Source organism: Pseudomonas alkylphenolica, assembly GCF_004025535.1.
Lineage (GTDB): Bacteria > Pseudomonadota > Gammaproteobacteria > Pseudomonadales > Pseudomonadaceae > Aquipseudomonas > Aquipseudomonas alkylphenolica_A.
This window is the reverse complement of record NZ_QJRG01000049.1, coordinates 602,426-622,086: the sequence shown is the minus strand read 5'-3', so window position 1 is coordinate 622,086 and position 19,661 is coordinate 602,426. Positions and strand designations below refer to the sequence as shown.

At 63.8% G+C, this 19,661-nt stretch carries 15 protein-coding genes; 3 read left to right on the top strand and 12 right to left on the bottom strand.

Features of this window, described 5'->3' with window-relative positions:
* Positions 1–84: 84 nt before the first annotated feature.
* The 8 genes from DM813_RS26470 to DM813_RS26435 all read right to left on the bottom strand — a co-directional run bounded on the left by DM813_RS26470 (position 85) and on the right by DM813_RS26435 (position 11,856).
* Positions 85–2,511 (bottom strand): efflux RND transporter permease subunit, encoded by a 2,427-nt coding sequence (locus DM813_RS26470; protein ID WP_128326339.1) that lies wholly within the window; start codon positions 2,509–2,511, stop codon positions 85–87.
* Between the two features lie 14 nt (positions 2,512–2,525).
* On the bottom strand, positions 2,526–3,512 hold the full coding sequence (locus DM813_RS26465; protein ID WP_128326338.1) for a WD40/YVTN/BNR-like repeat-containing protein: 987 nt from the start codon (positions 3,510–3,512) through the stop codon (positions 2,526–2,528).
* Positions 3,513–3,844: 332 nt separating this feature from the next.
* Positions 3,845–4,795: an OB-fold domain-containing protein gene (locus DM813_RS26460; RefSeq protein WP_128326337.1), complete on the bottom strand. Its 951-nt coding sequence runs from the start codon at positions 4,793–4,795 to the stop codon at positions 3,845–3,847.
* Between the two features lie 4 nt (positions 4,796–4,799).
* Positions 4,800–6,011, bottom strand: coding sequence for a thiolase family protein (locus DM813_RS26455; RefSeq protein WP_128326336.1), 1,212 nt, complete (start codon positions 6,009–6,011; stop codon positions 4,800–4,802).
* Positions 6,012–6,104: 93 nt separating this feature from the next.
* On the bottom strand, positions 6,105–7,775 hold the full coding sequence (locus tag DM813_RS26450; protein ID WP_128326335.1) for a DUF1302 domain-containing protein: 1,671 nt from the start codon (positions 7,773–7,775) through the stop codon (positions 6,105–6,107).
* Positions 7,776–7,842: 67 nt separating this feature from the next.
* On the bottom strand, positions 7,843–8,928 hold the full coding sequence (locus tag DM813_RS26445; protein WP_128326334.1) for an MBL fold metallo-hydrolase: 1,086 nt from the start codon (positions 8,926–8,928) through the stop codon (positions 7,843–7,845).
* Positions 8,921–10,774: a long-chain-acyl-CoA synthetase gene (locus tag DM813_RS26440; protein WP_128326333.1), complete on the bottom strand. Its 1,854-nt coding sequence runs from the start codon at positions 10,772–10,774 to the stop codon at positions 8,921–8,923. Before DM813_RS26440 ends, DM813_RS26445 begins: the two co-directional genes overlap by 8 nt.
* Positions 10,771–11,856 (bottom strand): alkene reductase, encoded by a 1,086-nt coding sequence (locus tag DM813_RS26435; protein WP_128326332.1) that lies wholly within the window; start codon positions 11,854–11,856, stop codon positions 10,771–10,773. The genes DM813_RS26440 and DM813_RS26435 overlap by 4 nt, the downstream gene beginning before the upstream one ends.
* Positions 11,857–12,098: 242 nt before the next feature.
* On the opposite strand from DM813_RS26435, the gene DM813_RS26430 reads away from it, so the two are divergent.
* The 3 genes from DM813_RS26430 (at position 12,099) to DM813_RS26420 (ending at position 14,391) form a co-directional block, all read left to right on the top strand.
* Complete coding sequence (locus DM813_RS26430; RefSeq protein ID WP_128326331.1) at positions 12,099–13,427, top strand: spinster family MFS transporter; 1,329 nt, start codon at positions 12,099–12,101, stop codon at positions 13,425–13,427.
* Between the two features lie 62 nt (positions 13,428–13,489).
* Positions 13,490–13,921 carry a nuclear transport factor 2 family protein gene (locus tag DM813_RS26425; RefSeq protein WP_128326330.1) on the top strand — a complete coding sequence of 144 codons (432 nt, stop codon included), beginning with the start codon at positions 13,490–13,492 and terminating at the stop codon, positions 13,919–13,921.
* A 35-nt stretch (positions 13,922–13,956) separates the two neighbouring features.
* On the top strand, positions 13,957–14,391 hold the full coding sequence (locus DM813_RS26420) for a nuclear transport factor 2 family protein (protein ID WP_128326329.1): 435 nt from the start codon (positions 13,957–13,959) through the stop codon (positions 14,389–14,391).
* A gap of 8 nt (positions 14,392–14,399) precedes the next feature.
* Here DM813_RS26420 and DM813_RS26415 read toward each other — a convergent pair whose 3' ends face one another.
* From DM813_RS26415 to DM813_RS26400, 4 genes are all read right to left on the bottom strand, one after another.
* Positions 14,400–15,650 carry an OprD family porin gene (locus tag DM813_RS26415; RefSeq protein WP_128326328.1) on the bottom strand — a complete coding sequence of 417 codons (1,251 nt, stop codon included), beginning with the start codon at positions 15,648–15,650 and terminating at the stop codon, positions 14,400–14,402.
* Positions 15,651–15,724: 74 nt separating this feature from the next.
* Complete coding sequence (locus tag DM813_RS26410; protein WP_128326327.1) at positions 15,725–17,065, bottom strand: MFS transporter; 1,341 nt, start codon at positions 17,063–17,065, stop codon at positions 15,725–15,727.
* Positions 17,066–17,150: 85 nt separating this feature from the next.
* Positions 17,151–18,689 (bottom strand): bifunctional 3-(3-hydroxy-phenyl)propionate/3-hydroxycinnamic acid hydroxylase, encoded by a 1,539-nt coding sequence (locus tag DM813_RS26405; RefSeq protein WP_206617432.1) that lies wholly within the window; start codon positions 18,687–18,689, stop codon positions 17,151–17,153.
* Positions 18,690–18,742: 53 nt separating this feature from the next.
* Positions 18,743–19,588, bottom strand: a complete 846-nt coding sequence (locus DM813_RS26400) for a fumarylacetoacetate hydrolase family protein (protein ID WP_128326326.1) — start codon at positions 19,586–19,588, stop codon at positions 18,743–18,745.
* Positions 19,589–19,661: the final 73 nt, after the last annotated feature.

The following is a 19,661-nucleotide window of genomic DNA, read 5'->3' as shown; positions in this document are numbered from 1 at the left end:
GTGCCCGCGAGCCCCGCATGGGGGCTCGCGCATCAGTTTCCCTATCCTTGTCGCCGGCCACAATAGGCCCGGCGGGTTTATTTTTTACTGGTTCGTATCACGCGACGCCGGGCTGTTTTTCAGCCGGAACTGGCCCTGTGCGGCGGCGGGTTGGCGTACCCGTTCGCTGACCAGCGGTCGCCCGCGATTGAACCAGGCGGCCAGCGCTGGCAGGAGGAAGATCGCCCCCAGCACGTTGACCAGGAACATGAACGACAGCAGCACCCCCATGTCGGCCTGGAACTTCAGCGGTGCAAACGCCCAGGTGCAAACGCCAATGGACATGGTCACGGCCGTGAACACCGCCGCCGTGCCACGCTGGCACATGGCTTCGTAGAAGGCTTCGCGCAGGTTGGCACCGCGCAGCATTTCATGCTGGATGCGTTCGTACAGGTAGATGCCGTAATCGACCCCTACCCCCACGCCCAGCGCCATCACCGGCAAGGTCGCAACTTTCAGGCCGATCCCCAGCAGGGTCATCAGTGCGTTGCAGAGGATCGCGACGATCGCCAGCGGCACCAGAATGCACAGCACGGCGCGAATCGACAGGAACGTCAGCCAGCAAAACAGCGCTACCGAGCCAAACAGCGCCCCGAGCATGATGACTTCAGCGCGTTTCACCGCTTCGTTGGACGCTGCCATCACCCCGACGTTGCCGCCAGCCAGCAGGAACTCGACTTGCGGCGAGTTGACCTCGGCAATGATCCGCTTCGCCTCGCTGATCGCGTGGCTGACGGTGCTGCCTTCGTGGTCGGTGAGAAACACCAGGATCTGCATCTGCTGGCAGCCGTCGGTCACCAGGCCGTCATCCGGGATATAGGCCCGCGCACCCTGGCTGAGGCCACGGGCAGAACCGGGAATCGCCGCCCAGCGCGGGTTGCCTTCGTTGTTACCGGCAATCACCCGCTTGCCCATGTCCGCCACGCTCTGGATCGACTGCACGCCCGACACCGTGCGCATGCGGAAATCGAAGGCTTCCACCGCACGCATCACCGCCGGCGACAGGCAGCCTTCGTCGACGCCTTTGACCTGGACGAATACCGACATCACATCGAGGCCGATGGCGTAACTGCTGATGATCTTGGCGTTGTCCTGGTTGTAGCGCGAGTCGGCCCGCAGTTCCGGCGCGCCCGCACCGATATCGCCTACGGCCAGGTCGCGCGCCTTGTAGGCACCGGCCACCAGCAGCAACAGGCTGATGGCAAACACCCCGAGCGCCGGCCCCGGTTCGGCCAGCGCCGACAGCCGCCACCACAGCCGGTGCTTGCCCGCAGGCCGCGATTGTGCGCGGCGCAGCAGACCTGGCTCCAGCCGCAGGTAGGAAATGATGATCGGCAACATCAGCTTGTTGGTGATGATCATCAACATCACGCCGATGCACGCGGTCACCCCAAGTTCGTGAACGATGGGAATATCGATCAGCATGATCACCGCGAAGCCCAGGGCGTTCATCAGCAAGGCCAGGGAACCGGGGATGAAGATCTTGCAGAACGCCGAGTGTGCCGCTTCCCGGGACGTGCTGCCGGCCAGGACATCCTGCTTCCAGGCATTGGTCATCTGCACCGCATGGGACACGCCGATGGAGAAGATCAGGAACGGCACCAGGATCGACATCGGATCAATGCCCAACCCCAGCAACGGCAACAGGCCCAGCAGCCAGACCACCGGGAGCAATGCCACCACCAGCGCCACCACGGTCAGGCGCAGGGAACGCGAATACAGCCACAGCAGCAACCCGGTGATCACGAAGGCGATGACAAAGAAGCCGATCACCGTATTGAGCCCTTCGACGACATCGCCCACCAGCTTGGCGAAACCGACGATATTGATCTCGATGTCATCGCTGTTGTACTTGGCGCGGATGTCTTCCAGGCGCTTGGCGATCTCTACGTAGGACACCGGCTTGCCGGTCACCGGGTCGGTGTCCTGCAGGTCGGCACGCACCATCGCCGATTTCAGGTCATTGGCCACCAGACGCCCCACCTGGCCGGAAGCCGCAGTATTGCTGCGTACCTGCGCCAGGTCTTCGGCGGTGCCGCTGAAGCGCGGCGGCACCACCACGTCACCGAAGAAACCTTCCTCGGTGATCTCGATGTAACGCACGTTGGCGGTAAACAGCGACGTCACGCTGGGACGACTGACCCCGGAGATGAAAAACACATCGTCAGTGACTTTGCGCAGGGTTTCGAGGTACTCGGCGTTGTAGATGTCGCCCTCACCCTTCCAGTGCACGCTGACCAACAGCCGGTTGGCACCGGTGAAGTAGCGGCTGAACTTGAGAAAGTTGACCATGTACGCATGGGTCACCGGAATCTGTTTGTTGAAGCCCGGATCCAGTTGCGTGTGGGTGGCGCTGTAGCCCAGGCCCAGAGTGGTCAGGACAAACAGCACCATCAACCCTTTGCGCCAGGCCATCAGGTAATCGGCGCAGATCAGGACGCCGCGCGTTACCCAGTGTTTTCCTTGATTCATTACCTGCCTCTCTATTACTGGGTGGCCTGTGTGGCCGCTAGAGCAGCAGCGCTGCCACTTGAACCTTGCAATACCCCGCGCTCGCCACCGACCAGCAGGCGTGAGCCGACCATCGTCGCCGAGGTCAGGGTACCGAGCCCGGCCAGCCGACCGACCCCGACCAGCTCGCCTTGCGCATCCAGGCGCACCACCGAGCTGCCGGCGCCGACGATAACCAGCCCGGTGTGATCGGGCAGCACCACATGGCCGTACAGTGGCAGTTGGTTGCCGACGTTGATCTGGGTCCAGCTGTCGCCAAAGTCGTGGCTGACGAACACATGCCCACGCATGCCGTAGGTCACCCAGTTGTCGGCACTCAGGCGCACGATGCCGAACAGCGAGCCGCTGTAGAACGCCGGCAAGGTATGCCAGTGTTTACCGGCATCATCGGTGCGCAGCACCAGGCCCTGCTCGCCAACCAGCATGCGCCTGCCGTCGCTGCCGCCGGCCATGCTGTTCAGGTGCGCGCTGTCGATGTCCAGGGTTTGCGGTGCCCAGCTCTGCCCGGCATCGGTGGACTGGTAGAACTTGCCGAAACTGCCGAAGGCCAGGACTTTGTCACCGCCTCCGGTCCAGATGCCCAGCAGTGGTTCACCCAGGTCGCCGTCATAGCGCATTTCCTGCCAGCTGCTGCCGGCGTCCAGGGAGCGCAGGATCCAGCCATCGTGGCCGACGGCGAGCAAGCGCTTGTCGTCCAGGGCCAGCACGGCGGTCAGGGTGGCGTTGCGCTGGGTGGCGACGCTGGCGGCTTGCCAGCTGACGCCCTGGTCGTCACTGAGCAGAATGCTGCCGCGCTCCCCCACGGCAACCACTCGCGCGCCGAGATTGAGCAGGCCGTTGATCTGCACCCGGTCCGGACGCGTGGCCAGCACTTCGGCCTGAGGCGCCACTTTGGGCGAAAAGGTGTAGCCAATAGTCAGGGCGACCACCAGGCAAACCAGGTAACCGATTATCGAGCGCATGGGCAACGCTCCTGTTCGGGGCACGCGTGCATAGGGCAAGTCATAGGGCCAATCCTCTTGTTCTTGTCAGGCGCCAAAGCATGCGAGGCAAGCGAACCGGGCGTTGCCTCTTGGGGGCATAGTCAGCGCAAGGACGGGGTGCTACATCGTCCAAATGGCTTATGCGATGGCGTAAATGGCGCAGCGGCTGGAGCGGGGCTGGCGAACGCGTCGAGATGCTGTGGTAGCGTTGTTCGCAGGCACGGCGGGTCGCCGCCCGCGGTTGCCTGCAGGCGCTGCAGACACTGCGGTGTATTGGCTACACCGCCGTGCCGTTGGTCGCTAAACGGTGATCAGGCGAGGTAAAGGATGACCAGGTCGTTGATCACCGACGGCCGGTCCTGGCCGACCACGTGCGTGTTCAGTTCCAGGGTCAACTGGGTACCACGCGCCGAGATCTCGGCCTTTTTCACCCGTGCCCGCGAATGAATGCGCGAGCCGGCAGGAACCGGCGCCGGGAAACGCAGGCGGTCGGAGCCGTAGTTGATCTGGGTGCTGAAACCGGTGATCTCGAAACCCAGCGCCAGTTTCATCCGTGACTGCAGCACTTGCACCAGCGCGCCGTGGGCAATAGTGCCGCCAAACGGGCTTTGCAGGCGTGCCCGCTCCGGGTCGGTGTGGATCCAGTAATCGTCACCCGACAACTGCGCAAAGGTATCAATCAAGGCCTGATCGACCACCACAACATTGCTCCAGTCGCTGAACTGCTCGCTGACCAGGGTCTGCAAGGCCGGGCCGTCGTTGAGGTCGATCTGTCGGGCAGCTGGTTGCTGCGAGGCCTCGGGCAGCGGTTCGCTTTCTTGTGCGGGCGGCAGCTCGAGGCTCGCCGCATCCTTGTCGACACCGGTAAAGCGCAGCAGACGGTTGCCCTTGGCATCGACCTCGGCGAACACCGGTTGCAGCGGCATGCCAATGCGGATTTCGTCTTCGGCAAGGCCGACCAGGTTGGTGTTGATCCGCACCCCCTGGGCCAGCTCGACCACCGCCAGTTTCTGCGGCATTTCGTCCATGAAGTCGGGCAAGGTGGCAATGCGCGTTACAGTGTAGCTGTACAGCGTCGCCGCGCCGTCGACTTCGCGCCAGGCCAGGTCATGCTCCAGGCACGCCGTGCAGTGCCGGCGCGGGTAGAAGTTCCAGTGATTGCAGGCGTTGCATTGCTGGATCAACAGGCGGCGAGCCTTCAGGCCCTCCCAGAACGGTGCGGAGATCTGCGTCGCGACCGGCATCGGTTTGTTGTTGGACATGTGCTTATGCTCCCTGAAGAATCAATGCGCCCTGCTCGCTCATCACGCCACCGGTACCGGAGACGTAGACGCTGTCGCAGCGCCCCAGCTGCCGCTCACCGGCGGCACCTGCGATCTGCGTTACCGCTTCGATCACCTGGCTCATGCCGCCGGCCGAGGCCGACTGGCCGAAACTCAGTTGGCCGCCGTGGGTGTTCATCGGGAAATCGCCACGGAAGGTCAGGTCGTGCTCGCGCACGAACGCCATGCCTTCGCCTTTGCCACAGAAACCGGCGTCTTCCAGGGTCAGCAAGGTGGTGATGGTGTAGCAGTCGTAGATCTGCGCCGCATCGACGTCTTTGGGCTTGAGCCCGGCCATGGCGAAGGCCCGCTCCGACGCAGGGCCGATCGGCGTGTTGATCATGTCCTGGGCGTAGGAAGGCGACTTGAACGCCAGGTGCTCGCCAAAACCGGTAATGAATGCCGGACGCTTGCGGCAGCGCGCCGCCACTTCCTTGCTGGTGATGATCATCGCGGCGCCACCGGCCACCGGCATGACGATCTCGAGGACGTGCAGCGGGTCGGCAACCATCTTGCTCGCCAGCACCTGCTCGATGGTCAGCGGCTGGCCGAAGAACATGGCTTGCGGGTTGGCCAGGGCGTTGGTGCGCTGGTCGACGGCGATCTTGGCCATTGCGCGCTGGTCGTAGTCGTACTGCGCGGCGTAGCGTTGGGCGATCATCGCGTAGCCGGTGTTCTGGCCCATGTGCCCGTAAGGCAGGTCGAACTCGGCTTCCGGTGCGCCAAATGCCGTGCTGTGGCCACCGTAGCGCATGGAGCGGGCCATCCAGCTGGGGTCTTCATCGGGGCCGAACGGCGCCATGCGTGCGGGGATCACGCACAGTACCGCCTGGCACAGGCCCAGTTCGATCGCAGCGGCAGCGCGCCAGACCATGCCCACCGACGTGCAGCCGCCCAGGTCCACCACTTCGGCAAAATTCAGGCGCAAACCCAGGTACTCGGCAGCCATCGCCGGCACGAACACCGAGGCTTCGTGAAAATGCGGGCCGTTGATCACCAACCCGTCGAGGTCCGAGGCTTTCAGTCCGGCGTCACGCAGGGCCTGGGCCGCCAGGTCGGCGACTTGCTCCAGGTGGAACATCTTCGGCGCCGTCGAGTATTTTTCCGGTTTGTATTGCGCGGTGCCAACAATGGCCGCATGCCCTTTGAGCCCCATAGTGCCTCCCGGTCGAAGCGCTGCGCTTCGACGCTGTTCAGTTGCTGTAGAAGGTCCGGGCGCGTGAACGCGACCCGGCTTGTGCGTGGTCGATCAGAAGCTGTATTTCATCGAGAACGTGGCGTAGTCGCGATCGGCGAACGGCCGCTTGATCGGGTCCGCTTCACCCAGGTAGGCGATGTACTTCAAGCTGGTTTCGAGGTTGCCCAGGTACTTGAAGGTGGTGCCCACGCTCAGGCGTCGGTCGCCGGCCACGCCGGAGATGCTGCCGGCCATGGGTGTCGATCCGCTGAAGACGTTGGAGAAACTGAGGGGGACTTCCAGATCCCAGCCTTGGAAAACGCCCGGATAACTGAACGATGCGCCCACGGTGTAGGCACTGGAGGATTTGGTGCGCCAGCCGGCGCTGGTTTTGTAGGTATAGTCATCGGAAGACGCCACCAATGGAGCCACTTGAGGAATCAGGTTAAGACCTTGCAGGTTCGGCGCGGCCGAGGCGGATTCGACGCTGTCTACCTGCACGCGGATGACTTCGGCGGTCAGGGTGGTCTGTTGCGCCCAGGGACGATCACCGAGGATGCGCATCGCCGACAGCTGCATCTGCTGGCCCTTGCCTTTGGCCGGTACTGCGCCCAGGGCGGTGTTGACCATCACCGGTGCACCGTCGCGGTACGACCATTCGCCGCCGACCTGAACATCACCGATCTTGGTCGAGGCGCTGATACCGGTCAGCTTGATGTCTTCGAAGTACTTGATCCGATAGCCGTTCATGACCATGGCATTGAGGCCACCGCCGACGGCCACCGGGTCATAGCCGATCAGGGCGGTGGCCGGGTTTTTGTCGTGGTAGTTGACGTGAAACAGCGACAGTTCGAGTGCCGGCACCGGGCGGTAACGCACCTGCACGCCCCACTGGCCGCCATCGCTCGGTTCGTCGGTGCCACGGTAGAGCACCTTCTGGCCGTTGGCGTAGATGAACTCGCGACCCGGCCCGACCACGTCGCTGCCCGACAGGTAGCTGCCCACTGGCGGCAGCTCAGTCCCCTTCCATTCATATTGAACGTAGGCGCCGAAGCTCAGGCTCGGGTTGATGCGGTACACCCCGGAGAACTGGCCTACCGGCAACAGCACTTCCTTGACCTCAACCCCCGGCTGCGAGGCTTTCACGGCGTCGGACGGGTTCTGTACGCCGTTGACACCCGGGTAATACAGGCTCTCGCCCCAGGACTCGATGTGCCGCCCGGCCTTGACGTCGAGCATGGTCGCGTTGTCGAAGCGCCAGCCGCCGAACACATAGGCATCGAGCAGGCGGGTACGTCCGCCGCTGTAGTATTTGGTATCGCTGGTGAACTCGTCGTTGCGCCCTTCCTTGTTCACCGTGCGGGGTGAATCGTTGTCGTTGTCCTTGTGGTAGACATCGTCGTAGAAGGTACTGCCGCGCACCACGGCGCCGTAGTTGTCCTTGCGCAGGATCAGTTCGCCCAGCGCGCCCACGCGGTTGGTGGTCAGGCTGCCGCGATCGAAGTTGCGGTCGGCATCGTCGGCGTTGGCGTTGCCCAACAAGCGGTCGCTCTGGCTGCCGGTGCGCACACCGATGCCGTAGCTGGTCGTTACCGACCAATCCATGGTCAGACCATTGTCGAACTCGATCGTATCTCCGGCCCAGACCGGCGTGGACACCAGCGCAATCGCTGCCGCCAGGCTGCTGACCCGAAATACGCTCGAAACCATGACCGTAGAATTATTGTTGTTTTTGTTGATCACACTGTCTCTCCTGTAGGGCAACCGGTTGGCTGCCCGGAATGTTCAACACTGCTGCCGTGACGCCCGCTTAAAACACCTTGAGCGGTGTAGCCGCGCACGCTCCCCTTACAGCGCACCGGAAGCGATATCGCCCCTGGTGCTCTTCCCGCACCAGCGACCCTTCGGCCACCAGGTAGTTGGCGTGCGCCAACGTTTCGCCCAGCGCCATCAGTTCGTCGAAACGACCCGACAACCTGGTAAACAAAACGGCCATCAGTTCGAGCGCAGTGCGCGGCTCGTCACAGCTGGCCAGCATCAGCGCCAGGTGCGCCCGGTGATGCGCCTCCAGTTGATCCAGGCGCTGATGCAAATTGAAAAATGGCCGCTCGTGCGCCGGCAGCACCAATACGCTGTCGGGCAAGCTGCGCAGCCGCTCGATGGAGCCGAGCCAGTCATGCAGCGGGTTGGCCAGGGGTTCGGTGGCATGCACGCCAACCGTGGACGTGATGCGCGGCAGCACCTGGTCGCCGGAGATCAGCAAGCCGTCATCGGCGGCATACAGGCACGCGTGCTCCGGCGAATGGCCACGGCCGACGACCACCTGCCAGCTGCGGCCACCGATTTCCAGGACACTGCCGTCTTGCAGGCGGCGGTAATGGTTCAGCGGCGCCGGCAGGAAGTGCGCGTTGCTCATCACCCCGAACATCTCGACGCTTTGTTCGTCCGCCACCCCGGCCTTGCGATAGAAGTCGAGAAAGTCCCAGCCCGGTGGCTGATCGGCGGGAAACTTGACGTGCAACGACTGGAACTCGCCGGTGGTCATGTATACCGGGCAGTGGAAGCGCTCCGACAGCCAGGCGGCCACCCCGGCATGGTCGGAGTGAAAGTGGGTGCAGACCACCGCCAGCAGCGGCAGCCCGTCACACACCTGGGTCAGTACCTGGTCCCAGACCTTGCGGGTCTGATCGAGGTTCATGCCGGTGTCGACCACCACCCAGCCGTCGGTGTGACGCAGCAGGTAGAGGTTGATGTGGTCCAGGCGAAACGGCAGTGGCATGCGCAGCCAGAACACGCCGGGGGCCACTTTAAGTACCGCACCGGCATCGGGCGCCTGCACCCACGGATAGCGCAGGCCGTCGCGCAGCTCGTGACCGTTCGCGTCGAGGTCAGTCATGGCTGGCCACCGCGAAAGGCGTCAAGCCGGCTCGCGTCAGGACCTCTGCCGAATACGGCACATAGGATCGGGATTGCTCGTCGCGGATGAACAAGGGATCGCTGCAACGTGACGGGCAATAGCCCTCGCGCTGCAGGTCAACCTTGCGCAACTTGAAACTGGCGGTCAGGTCGGCCGACCGGGTAACGCGCACGAACACCGGGGCCGCATAGCGAGGCAGGCGCGCCTCGGTCAGGGCGTACAGCGCGTCCGGATCGAACGGCCGGTCCGCCTGCATCAACACCGCCGCCATGCCGGCACGCCCTTCATGCCCGGGCACCTGAACGCCGTAGACGTTGATCAGTTCCAGGCCCGGCAGGTCGCCCAAGGCGTCGGCCACTTCCTGGGTCGATACGTTCTCGCTCTTCCAGCGATAGGTGTCGCCGATGCGGTCGACGAAGTAGCAGTAACCGTCGGCGTCTTCGCGCAGCAGGTCACCGGAACTCCAGTAGGCGTCACCCTCGCGCAGCACGTTGCGGCGGATCTTGCTCTCGGTGGCGTCGGCCGAGGTGTAGCCCTCGAAGCGCCCGGCGCCGATGTCCGGGTGATCGACGATAAAGCCCATGGCCTCGCCCACCTCACCGACGTTGCAGAGCTGGTAGAAGCCGTTTTCGTCACGCGGGTGGCAGTCGTTCTCGATGTCGTAGCGCACCAGCCGCACGTTGGTCTTGTTCCAGTCCGGCACGCGGCCGCATGAGCCAAAGTGGTTGTCGACGTTGATGATCGCGGCGTTCGCCTCGGTGGCGCCCCAGCCCTCGAACACCTGGATCGGCCCGAAACGGTCCAGCCAGCGCTGCCAGGTGTCTGGTGACAGCCCGGCACCGAGCATGCAGCGCAGGCTGTGTTCGCGCTCGTTTGCCCGTAGCGGCTGGTTGAGCAGGTAGCGACAGATTTCGCCGATGTACTGGAAGATGCTGATCTGGTGACGTGCCACATCGTTCCAGAACTCGCGCACGCTGAACTTGCGGCGCACGACGATGGCCGCCCCGGCGCGCAGCGCGGTTGAGGTTACCGAGGTGGCGGCCGCACCGTGGTACAGCGGCAGGCAGCAATAGAACACATCGGCGTGGGTGACCTGCAGGGTGCACTCCATCACGTCGCCGGAGGACATCCAGCGCATGTGGCTGTAGCGCGCAGCCTTGGGCAAGCCGGTGGTGCCCGAGGTGAAGATCAGCAAGGTCGGCGTCTGCGCCTCGATGTGCGCACGGATATCACGCGGGAACGTGGTGCGCGGGGCGTTGTCCAGGCGCGTATCGAAGTGCCCGTCGATGCCTTTGGGCAGCGCGCCGGCCCAGGGGTTTTCCGCGTCACGTATCAACCAGCACGGCAGCGCCGGAAAGCCTTCGGTGGCCTGGACATTGGCCAGGCATTCTTCGCCGACGACCAAGGCCTTGGCATCGGTGGTTTGCAGGGCATGCAGCAGTGGTCGGCCACTGATCTGGGTATTGATGAAGGCCACCACCACCCCGAGCTTGACCAGGCCGAACCAGGCACAAAAGAACGCCGGGCGGTTTTCCATGGCCAGGGCACAGACATCGCCCGCGCGCAGGCCATTGGCATAAAACGTATGGGCCATCTGGTTGGCGCGGGCATCGACCTCGGCGTAACTGAGCACCTGCTCGCTGTAGATCAGGAACGGCCGCTCACCCTGCTCGCGAGCCTGTTGCTCCAGGCGGTCGGCCAGGGTGTAGAGGTCGCGTGGCTTGATCAGGCCGGCGGCGACCGAGCGCCGGTCGAGGAGCGCCTGGGTCTGTTCCCGTGGCACCGCGCGGGTCGGCAGAACGCCGTTCAAGTCATTCAGGTTCATTGCGCCGCCTCTTGGGTGTTGACGGGATGGGTGGGGTAATCCGAGTAGCCCGCCGCGCCCGGCGTATACAGGGTCTTGCGGTCAAAGCCACTGAGCGGCAGGCCACGTTTCAGGCGCTCCACCAGATCGGGGTTGGCAATAAAATGACGACCGAACGACACAGCTGCCCCCTCGCCCGACGCGAGTGCGGCACTGGCCGAAGGGCCGTCGAAACCATCGTTGAGAATCAACGCATGAGGGCTGTGCCGACGCGCCAGGGCGAAGGCATCCAGGTCAGCCAGGGGTGAACGCATGATGTGCAGGTAAGCCAGGTTCAACGGCGCCACGGCTTCACACAGCGCCGCTGCCGTACCCGCCGGGTCGCGGTCGTCGATGTCGTTGTAGGGGTTGCCGGGACACAGGCGAAAACCGACCCGTCCGGCACCGATGGCAGCGGCCAGGGCCTCGATCACTTCCTTGGCAAAACGCACCCGCCCGGTCACATCGCCGCCGTAGGCATCGCTGCGCTGATTGCTGCCGGAGGCCATGAACTGCATCGGCAGGTAACCGCTGGTGCAATGCAGCTCGACACCGTCGAAACCGGCCAGGCGCGCATTCAATGCCGCCTGGCGATAGTCTTCGATGACCTCGTGAATGCCTTGCAAGGTCAGCGCCTGGGGCTCGTCGGTGTCGACCAGGCCCACGGCATCACTGAACACCTGGGTGCGCGCACGCAGCGCCGAGGGTGCCACGGTCGCAGCCCCGGCCGGCTTATTGTGCTGGCTGGCGGCGCGCCCCACGTGCATCAGTTGCAGGACGATGCGCCCACCCTCGGCATGCACCGCCTGGGTGACCCGCTGCCAGTGCTCGATCTGTTCGCTGCTGTAGATGCCCGGGGTGCGGCAATAGCCCAGGCCGCTGGCGGAAGGTGCAGTGCCCTCGGCGACGATCAGGCCGGCGCTGGCACGCTGACGGTAGTACTCGACCATGTCGCTGCCGGGCACTGCATCGGCAAGAGCGCGACTGCGCGTCATGGGAGCCATGACGATGCGGTTGGCCAGTTGCAGCTCGCCCAGGGCGACCGGCTCGAACAAGACGCTCATTTCAGATCCTCAGCTTCTTTTTATTTTCAGGCTGGCGCAGGGCTTGCCGTGGTGCGGGCAGGTGCTGACATACCAGCGAATGGGCTGAATGATTGACGTTGAGCGAAGGCGAAACATCGTCCGTCAAGACTAGGTTGGCAATGGTTTGCCCAAAGCTGCAAAGATGGTCTGAACGGACGATGAAAAAAGCCGGTGACCCGCCGAGCATCGCGACAACTAGAACAAAAACGGGAGTACCCGCAGTGACCCAACCCACCGCCGTGACCTGGCGAACGCACTACGCGCTTTTCGTGCTCGCCAGCATCTATGTGTTCAACTACATCGACCGTCAGTTGATGGCGATCCTGATCGAACCGGTGAAACTCGAGTTCGGTATTTCCGATACCGGCATCGGTCTGCTGTCAGGGGTGACCTTCGCCGTGTTCTATACCGTGTTCGGCTTCCCGATGGGGCGCCTGTCGGACCGCATCGGGCGCAAGCCGGTGATCGCTTTCAGCTGCATCGCCTGGAGCGTGATGACCATGCTCTGCGGCATGGCCGGCAACTTCCTTACCCTGGTACTGGCGCGCATTGGCGTGGCGGTCGGTGAAGCCGGCGGCACCGCGCCGTCGGTGGCCATGGTATCGGACCTGTACCCGGCCAATCGCCGCTCCACGGCCCTCTCGGTGCTGATGCTCGGCTCCAGCCTGGGCGCGATCGTCGGCCTGGGCCTGGGCGGCTGGATTGCCCAGCACCACGGCTGGCGCTATGCGTTCCTGTTGATCGGTGCACCGGGCATTTTCCTCGGTTTGCTGCTGTTGCTGACCGTGCGTTCGCCCAGGCCGGTGGCGCCACTGGGCATGGTCGCGGTGCAGCAGGACGGCTGGGCGAAAACCCTGGTCGAGCTGTTTCGCATGCCGTCGTTCCTGTGGCTGGTACTGACCGGTGGCGCAGCGGCGATTGCCGGTTACGCCATCGGCACCTGGAGCCCGAGCTTCCTGATTCGCTCGCACGGCCTCAACCTGCAACAGGCAGGTTTTCTAGTAGGCGTGGTCGGCGGCACCGGAGCGACTGTCGGCACCCTGACCTGCGGCATTGTCACCGACCGCATGGCGCGGCGTGACGCCGGCTGGCAGATCGGCGTACCGTTGCTGGGCACACTGCTGAGCATTCCGTTCGCGCTGGCCTACTTCCTCTGGCCACAGGGCACCGCGTTCAACATCGGCGACACCGCCGTGCCGCAAGCCTTCCTGTTCTACAGCGGCTTCGCCTTCCTCGGCGTGTGGTGGGCAACGCCTTGCCTGAGCGCCATTACCCACCTGTTCCCGGCCACCCGGCTGGCCCAGGCGACGTCAATTTTCGTCATGTCCATGACCTTGCTCGGCGTCGGTGTCGGACCGCTGCTGGTAGGTATGCTCAGTGACTTTTTTGTACCGCGCCTGGGCGGTGAATCACTGCGCTATGCCCTCGCCGCCTCCGTGTCGCTGCTGGCCTTGGCGAGTATTTTCCTGGCGTTGGCGCTACCGCGTTATCGTCAGCAGATGAAGAACCCCGCGCCTCACCTGGCACCGGTCCGGGCCGTCACGGCCTGATCCTTTCCCGCCTCGCCGCTGCAATCTTTACAGGTTCCAGCGGCTTTTTTTTGAGGATCGCCATGAGCACCAGCGCCGTGCAGATCTGCAACCTGCTCTACCGTTACGCCGAATGCCTGGACCGCGGCCAACTGATCGAAGCCTCGCGGCTGTTTGCACATGCCCGCATCAAGGTCCAAACCCCGGAACCGATTGATCACACCACGCTGCTGGGCATCTGGCAGCAACGCATCAAACTCTACCCCTGTGGCACACCGCGCACCCGCCACGTCATCAGCAACCCCCTCATCGACATCAACGAAGTGGCGGGAACCGCGACGGTCCGCTCCTGCTACACGGTATTCCAGGCCACCGATACCCTGCCCCTGCAAGCCATCGCCGGCGGGCGTTACCTTGATGAGTTCGAGCGTGTCGACGGGGTGTGGCGCTTCAGTTTTCGTGATTATTCGCAGCTGGACATGATTGGCGACCTGAGCGGGCATTTGCTGGGTTGAACCGTCAAACCGCAAGATCAAAAAAGGGAGGCACGATGGACATCAAACAGCTGCTGCTTGAGCGCGAGCTCAATGTGGTCCTTTCCCGCTACGCTCGCGCCTGCGACCAGCGCGACTGGTCCGCGCTGAATGAGGTGTTTATAGAAGCGGCAACCGCCGACTATGGCGGCCTGAACCGCCTGCAAGGCCGCGAGCCGATTGTCGCCATGATTCGTGTGCACCTGGAAGGCTGCGGACCTTCGCAACACTTGCTTGGCAATCTGCTGGTCGAAGTCAGTGACGCGGCGGTCGAGAGTCGCGTGTACGTCCGCGCCGCGCATCGCGGCGCCGGCAGCCTGCAGGACCTGACCTATGAATCACTGGCCGAATACCAGGACCGCTGGGTAGCGACGCCAAACGGCTGGCGTATCGCCCATCGGCGCATGGTCATCAGCCATGAGCAGGGCTGCCGCGACGTCCTGCGGCCCTAGCGTGCCGATCAGAACAGCATAACCGTGTAGTCGATGTTCACCCGCTGTTCATCGACGTCACGAAAGTAGTTGCTGGTGTAATGCCCCTGTCGGTAACGCAGCCCGAGGCCCTTTGCCGGCCCCGACTGGATGACGTAGGCCAGCTCCCAGGAGCGCTCGGTCTCGTCGTTGTCACCACCGGCGCCGGAAAAGTGCACGTTGCGGCCATCAATGTAACGATACAACGCGCTCAAACCGGGAATCCCCGCCGCGGCAAAGTCGTACTGATAGCGCGCCTGCCAGGTACGTTCCTTGGGGTTGCTGAACTCCGATACCAGCGATCCTTCGGTAATGACGTTGACGTCGGTGCCGGCGAGATAGGGCAAGGCCGTGTCGCCACTCATGTGCATCTGTCCAAACGCCAGGGTGTGCCCCGCCAGGGCATAGGACAGGTTGTACTGGTAGGCGCGGTTGTCTACGCGACCGGCCCGGGCCTCGCCATCTTCACGGCTGGCATGAAAGCGAAGGTCGACCTTGAGCGTGCCGGGCCCCACCGCAATACTTTTCAGCAGCCCCAGGTAGTCCTGCTGGTAGATGTCGCTTAGCTGCGCCCGGTAGTAGCTGAAGGTTGCGCCCTGATCGAACGCCCAGTCGCCCCCCGCATAGAGGAACTCCTTGGACTCGGCCCCCGCCGTGAAGCGACCGAACTGGCTGGAGACCTGCAAGGGCTGCCAGTTGGTCGAGTCGCGCAGGTTGATGCGGTCGATCCGGCCGGCACGCAGCGTCAGCCCCTCGATGTCACGCGAACTCAGGTCGACACCACGAAAGGTCGGCGGGAACAGCCGCGACATCACCGGCAGGATCACCGGTAACATCGGGTCGACCTGCCCCACCTTGAGCTCGGTTTTCGAGACCTTGAACTTGGCGGTCAGCCCCGCCTCGGCAAAGCTGTCATTCGGCTCGCGGGTGGTCGGGCTGTACGGGATCAGGCCGGTGCCGACGCGGTCAGGCGACGAATCGAGCTTGAAGCCGGCCATCGCGCTGGCATCCAGCCCGAAGCCGAAGGTGCCCGGGGTATAGCCGGACTGCACTTTGAGCAGAAAGCCCTGCGCCCATTCCTGGGCCTGGGATTGGCCGCTGCCACTGCGAAAATCGCGGTCGAAGTAATAATTGCGCACCAGCAGCTTGCCGCTGCTGTCGGTGAGAAAGTCCCCGGCCTGCGCACAGGGCAGCGCCAGGTGGGCCAGCAAAGCGAGGAGCGAAAGCGTCAGTCTGGTCATGGCTTTTGTTCTTCTGCAGACGTGAAAGGTCGCGCCACGGCAGTGGCTGCCGCAGCGGGTCTATGAAGCGTGAGTCAGGCGTTGAGCGTGGCTCGGCGGACGTGTGCGCCTCTGATCACCAGCACGGCGCCGATGGCCAGCAGCACGGCGGCGTAGCAGATACCCGACACGAAGCTCTGGGTGTGGTCCTTGAGTATCCCGACCATCAGCGAACTGACAATGGTCGCCGCGTTGCCAAACGCGTTGATGAAGGCGATGCCCACCACCTTGGCCGACGACGACAGATTCTGGTCGGCAAAGGCCCAGAACACCGTCATGGCACCGAAGGCACCTGCCGAAGCCAGGCTGATGCCGAGCAACTGCAGCGCCGGGCTGTGCAGGAAGGCTGCCGCCAGCCAGCCCACGGCGCCGATCGCCAGCGGCGCGAAGGTGTGCCAGCGGCGCTCGCGCAGGCGGTCCGAATGCGATCCCAGCCAGAGCATGGCGAACACCGTGACGACCTGCGGAACGGCAACAAGGAACCCGGTGACCACGTTGCCCGCGCCGGCGCTGAATCCGGCGATCATCTGCGGCCCCCAGATATTCACCATGCCCATGCTGGTGACCATGCAGAAGTAGATCAATGCCAGGCGCATAGTGCCTGCCGTGAGCCAACGACCGCTGGCAACGCCACCGCCATTGCGCGTTGCCACCTCACGATCACGCGCCATCAGCGCGGCCAGCACCTGCTTCTCTTCGGTGCTGAGCCAGCGCGCACGCTCCGGTGAATCGTCCAGGCGATACCAGGCGATCATGCCGAGCACCACACACGGCAGGCCCTCGACCATGAACAGCCATTGCCAGCCGTGCAAGCCAAAAGTGCCGTTAAGTTCAAGCAGGAAGCCCGAGACGATCGATCCGAGGGTGGCAGTAACCGGCATGGCGATCATGAACAGGGCATTGGCGCGCGAGCGGTACTCACTGGGGAACCAGCGGCTGATGTACAGCAACATGCCCGGCAGGAAGCCCGCCTCGGTGATGCCCACCAGCATCCGCAACACATACAGGCTGGTTTCATCGCGGGCAAACATCGTGCAGGTAGAAGCGATGCCCCAGGCCACCACCAGCACGGCGATCCAGCGCCGCGCGCCGATGCGTTCGAGCATCAGGTTGCTGGGTATGCCACAGGCGATGTACACCGCGTAAAACACCGTGTTGGCCAAGCCGAACGCCGCTGCGCTCAAACCCAGGTCACGGCTCATCGCCGCGCCGGCGAAGCCGATGTTGATGCGGTCGAGAAAAGAAAACATGAACAGCAGGAAGAGGAAACCGAGCAGTCGGCGGGAAACCCGCGACATGACCTGTTCGGCGCTGACCGAAGACGGCAGCGTTACACCTGGCACCTCTTGCGAGGCAGCCTGATCGAGGCTTTGCATGATAGGCACTCCGGCATGCTCAAGGCATGCATATTGTTCTTGTAGTGGTCGGTAGCTTGGCGGGAGTCACCTCCCGCCGGGCGCCTCAGGCGCAGTTCGAGCGCAGCGGTTCGCTATTGCCCGGGGTCAAGGGAAACGCCCGCAACAGCAGCGGTTCCAGGTCGGTTTCAGTGTGTGCCAGGCCATGCAGATAGCGGTCCGGGCGGATCAGGGCGGCGCAGGCGCCGAGGCTGTCGAGCCAGGCGCGCATGGCCGGATCGTCGGCTGCCCGGCAGCTTACCGACGCGTCGGCCAGATCGCAGGCCAGCGCCAGGGTTTCAAGCCGGCACAGCAACAGGTAGCGGTAACCGGTGACGTCATCCATCAGGCTGCCGTCGGCCAGGCGGAACTGGGGTGTCACCTGCCCGGCGACGCCTTCGGGCGCGCCATCGTGGGCACCGGGGCCAAGCGCCGGCTCCGGGGTACGGAAGTTTTCGATGGCGCAACTCAGGCTCGCATCCCGCGCGGCCACGGCCTCGCTGTCGGTGGCCTGGATGATATCGCCAAAGCGCACCGCGCCTTCGATGAATTCGCGGACGTGGGGGATCCGTTCGGAGGCGTAGCTGTCCAGCAGTGCGTCGTCCGCCTCGCCCGCCAGCACCGCGCGCAACTTCCAGGCAAGGTTGGCCGCATCGCGAATGCCCGCCGCCATGCCCTGCCCCATGAACGGCGGGGTCTGATGCGCCGCATCGCCGGCAATCAGCAGCCGCCCGCGTCGCCATTGCTGCGCGACCACGGAGTGGAACATGTACACCGCCGAACGCTCGATCTCTGCGTCCGCCGGACCGATCCAGCGCGACAGGCACGCCCAGATCCATTCCGGCGTGTTGATCTGCGCAAGATCGTCACCGGGCATCACCATCACTTCCCAGCGCCGGCGTTGACCGGCACCGCAGATGTAGGTGCTCGGGCGCTGCGGGTCGCAATACTGGATGGAGTAGTCGCCCAGCTCAGGCAGGGGGCGCTTGAGCATGAAGTCGATCACCAGCCAGCGCTCATGCAGCTGCAGGTCTTCCAGGGCACTGCCCATCAGCCGGCGAACCAGCGAGCGCGCACCGTCGCAGCCGATCACATAACGCGCGCGGCTGGTCAGCAGCTCGCCGTTGCGCATGTTCTCGTAACTGAGCGCGACGTGATCGGCGTGCTCGGTCAGGGCGAAGACATCATGGCGCGTGAGTAGCTGCACCCCCGGTCGTTCCTGCAGCCGCTCACGCAGGGCGTGTTCGAGATCGGGCTGATGCACCCGGTAGCAGGCGCTCCAGCCATGGCTGCCGAGCGCTACCGGCCGTTGCCATTCGATCAGCAACTCGCCGGCAGCGTTGACGAACTTCATGCCCGGGGCTGCACTGACCTGCTCGCTCAGGCGCTGCAGCAGGCCGATGGATTGAAACACGCGCATGCACTCGGCATCGAAGCGAATGGCGCGCGGTAACTGCAGAATGCCGGCCTCGCGCTCCAGCACCAGCACGCTGTGGCCGCATTCGGCCAACAGGTTGGCCAGCACCGCACCGGTCGGGCCACAGCCCACGATGGCGACGTCATAGATCGCCGGGTTCTGCTCGCTGAGAGGATTTTTATTGTTCATCGTCGTCTCTTCACTGCGGGGCCCGCCAACGGCGGGCCCGGGTCCTGTCGGGCTCAGTCGTCGGCCACACCGTTGACCAGGGTGCCGATTCGGTCGACATCGATTTCGACGGTGTCGCCCGGCTTGAGGAACAGTGGCGGCGTGCGTTTGAGACCAATGCCGCCCGGCGTGCCGGTGACGATCACATCGCCAGGCGCCAGCGGGGTGATCGTGGAGAGGTAGGCGATCAGCTTGGGGATGCTGTGGATCAGCTGGCGGGTGGAAGCGCGCTGCAGTTCGACGCCATTGACCCGGGTGACCAGTGTCATTTCTTCATCCGGGCCGATTTCGTCGGCGGTGACCATCCATGGACCGAAGCCACCGGTGCGGTAGAAGTTTTTACCCGGCCCCCACTGCGCCGTGTGCAACTGCCAGTCACGTACCGAGCCGTCGTTGTAGCAGGCGTAGCCGGCGATGTGGTCCCAGGAATCCGCTTCGCTGATGCGTCGGCCTGGCTTACCGATAATCACGGCAATTTCCCCTTCGTAGTCGAAGCGCTCGGACTCGCGTGGCCGCAGCAACGGCTGGCCATGACCGACCTGGGAGGCAGGCACACGCAGGAAAATCATCGGTTGTTCGGTGCTCTGGCGATTGGTTTCAGCAACGTGGTCGGCGTAGTTCAGGCCGACGCAGAAGATCTGCTCTGGATTGGGGATCACCGGCAGCAGGGTCACATCCTGCAGGCGATGGTCAGCGGCACCGCCCACTTCCAGCGCCAGCGCGACCGGGTCGGGCTGTGCCAGCAAGGTGCGCAGGTCATCGGCGCGGCCGGCGAGGCGGCGGCCGAGGTCGACGATACCGTCGTCGGCGAGGTAGCCGTAGCTGGTTTGATTGGCAACAACAAAGCTGAGAAATTTCACTTCAAACTACTCCGTTTTATCACTATGCGATAATTTGTTGCCTAAAGACTGGCAATCAAATAGATTCATGTCA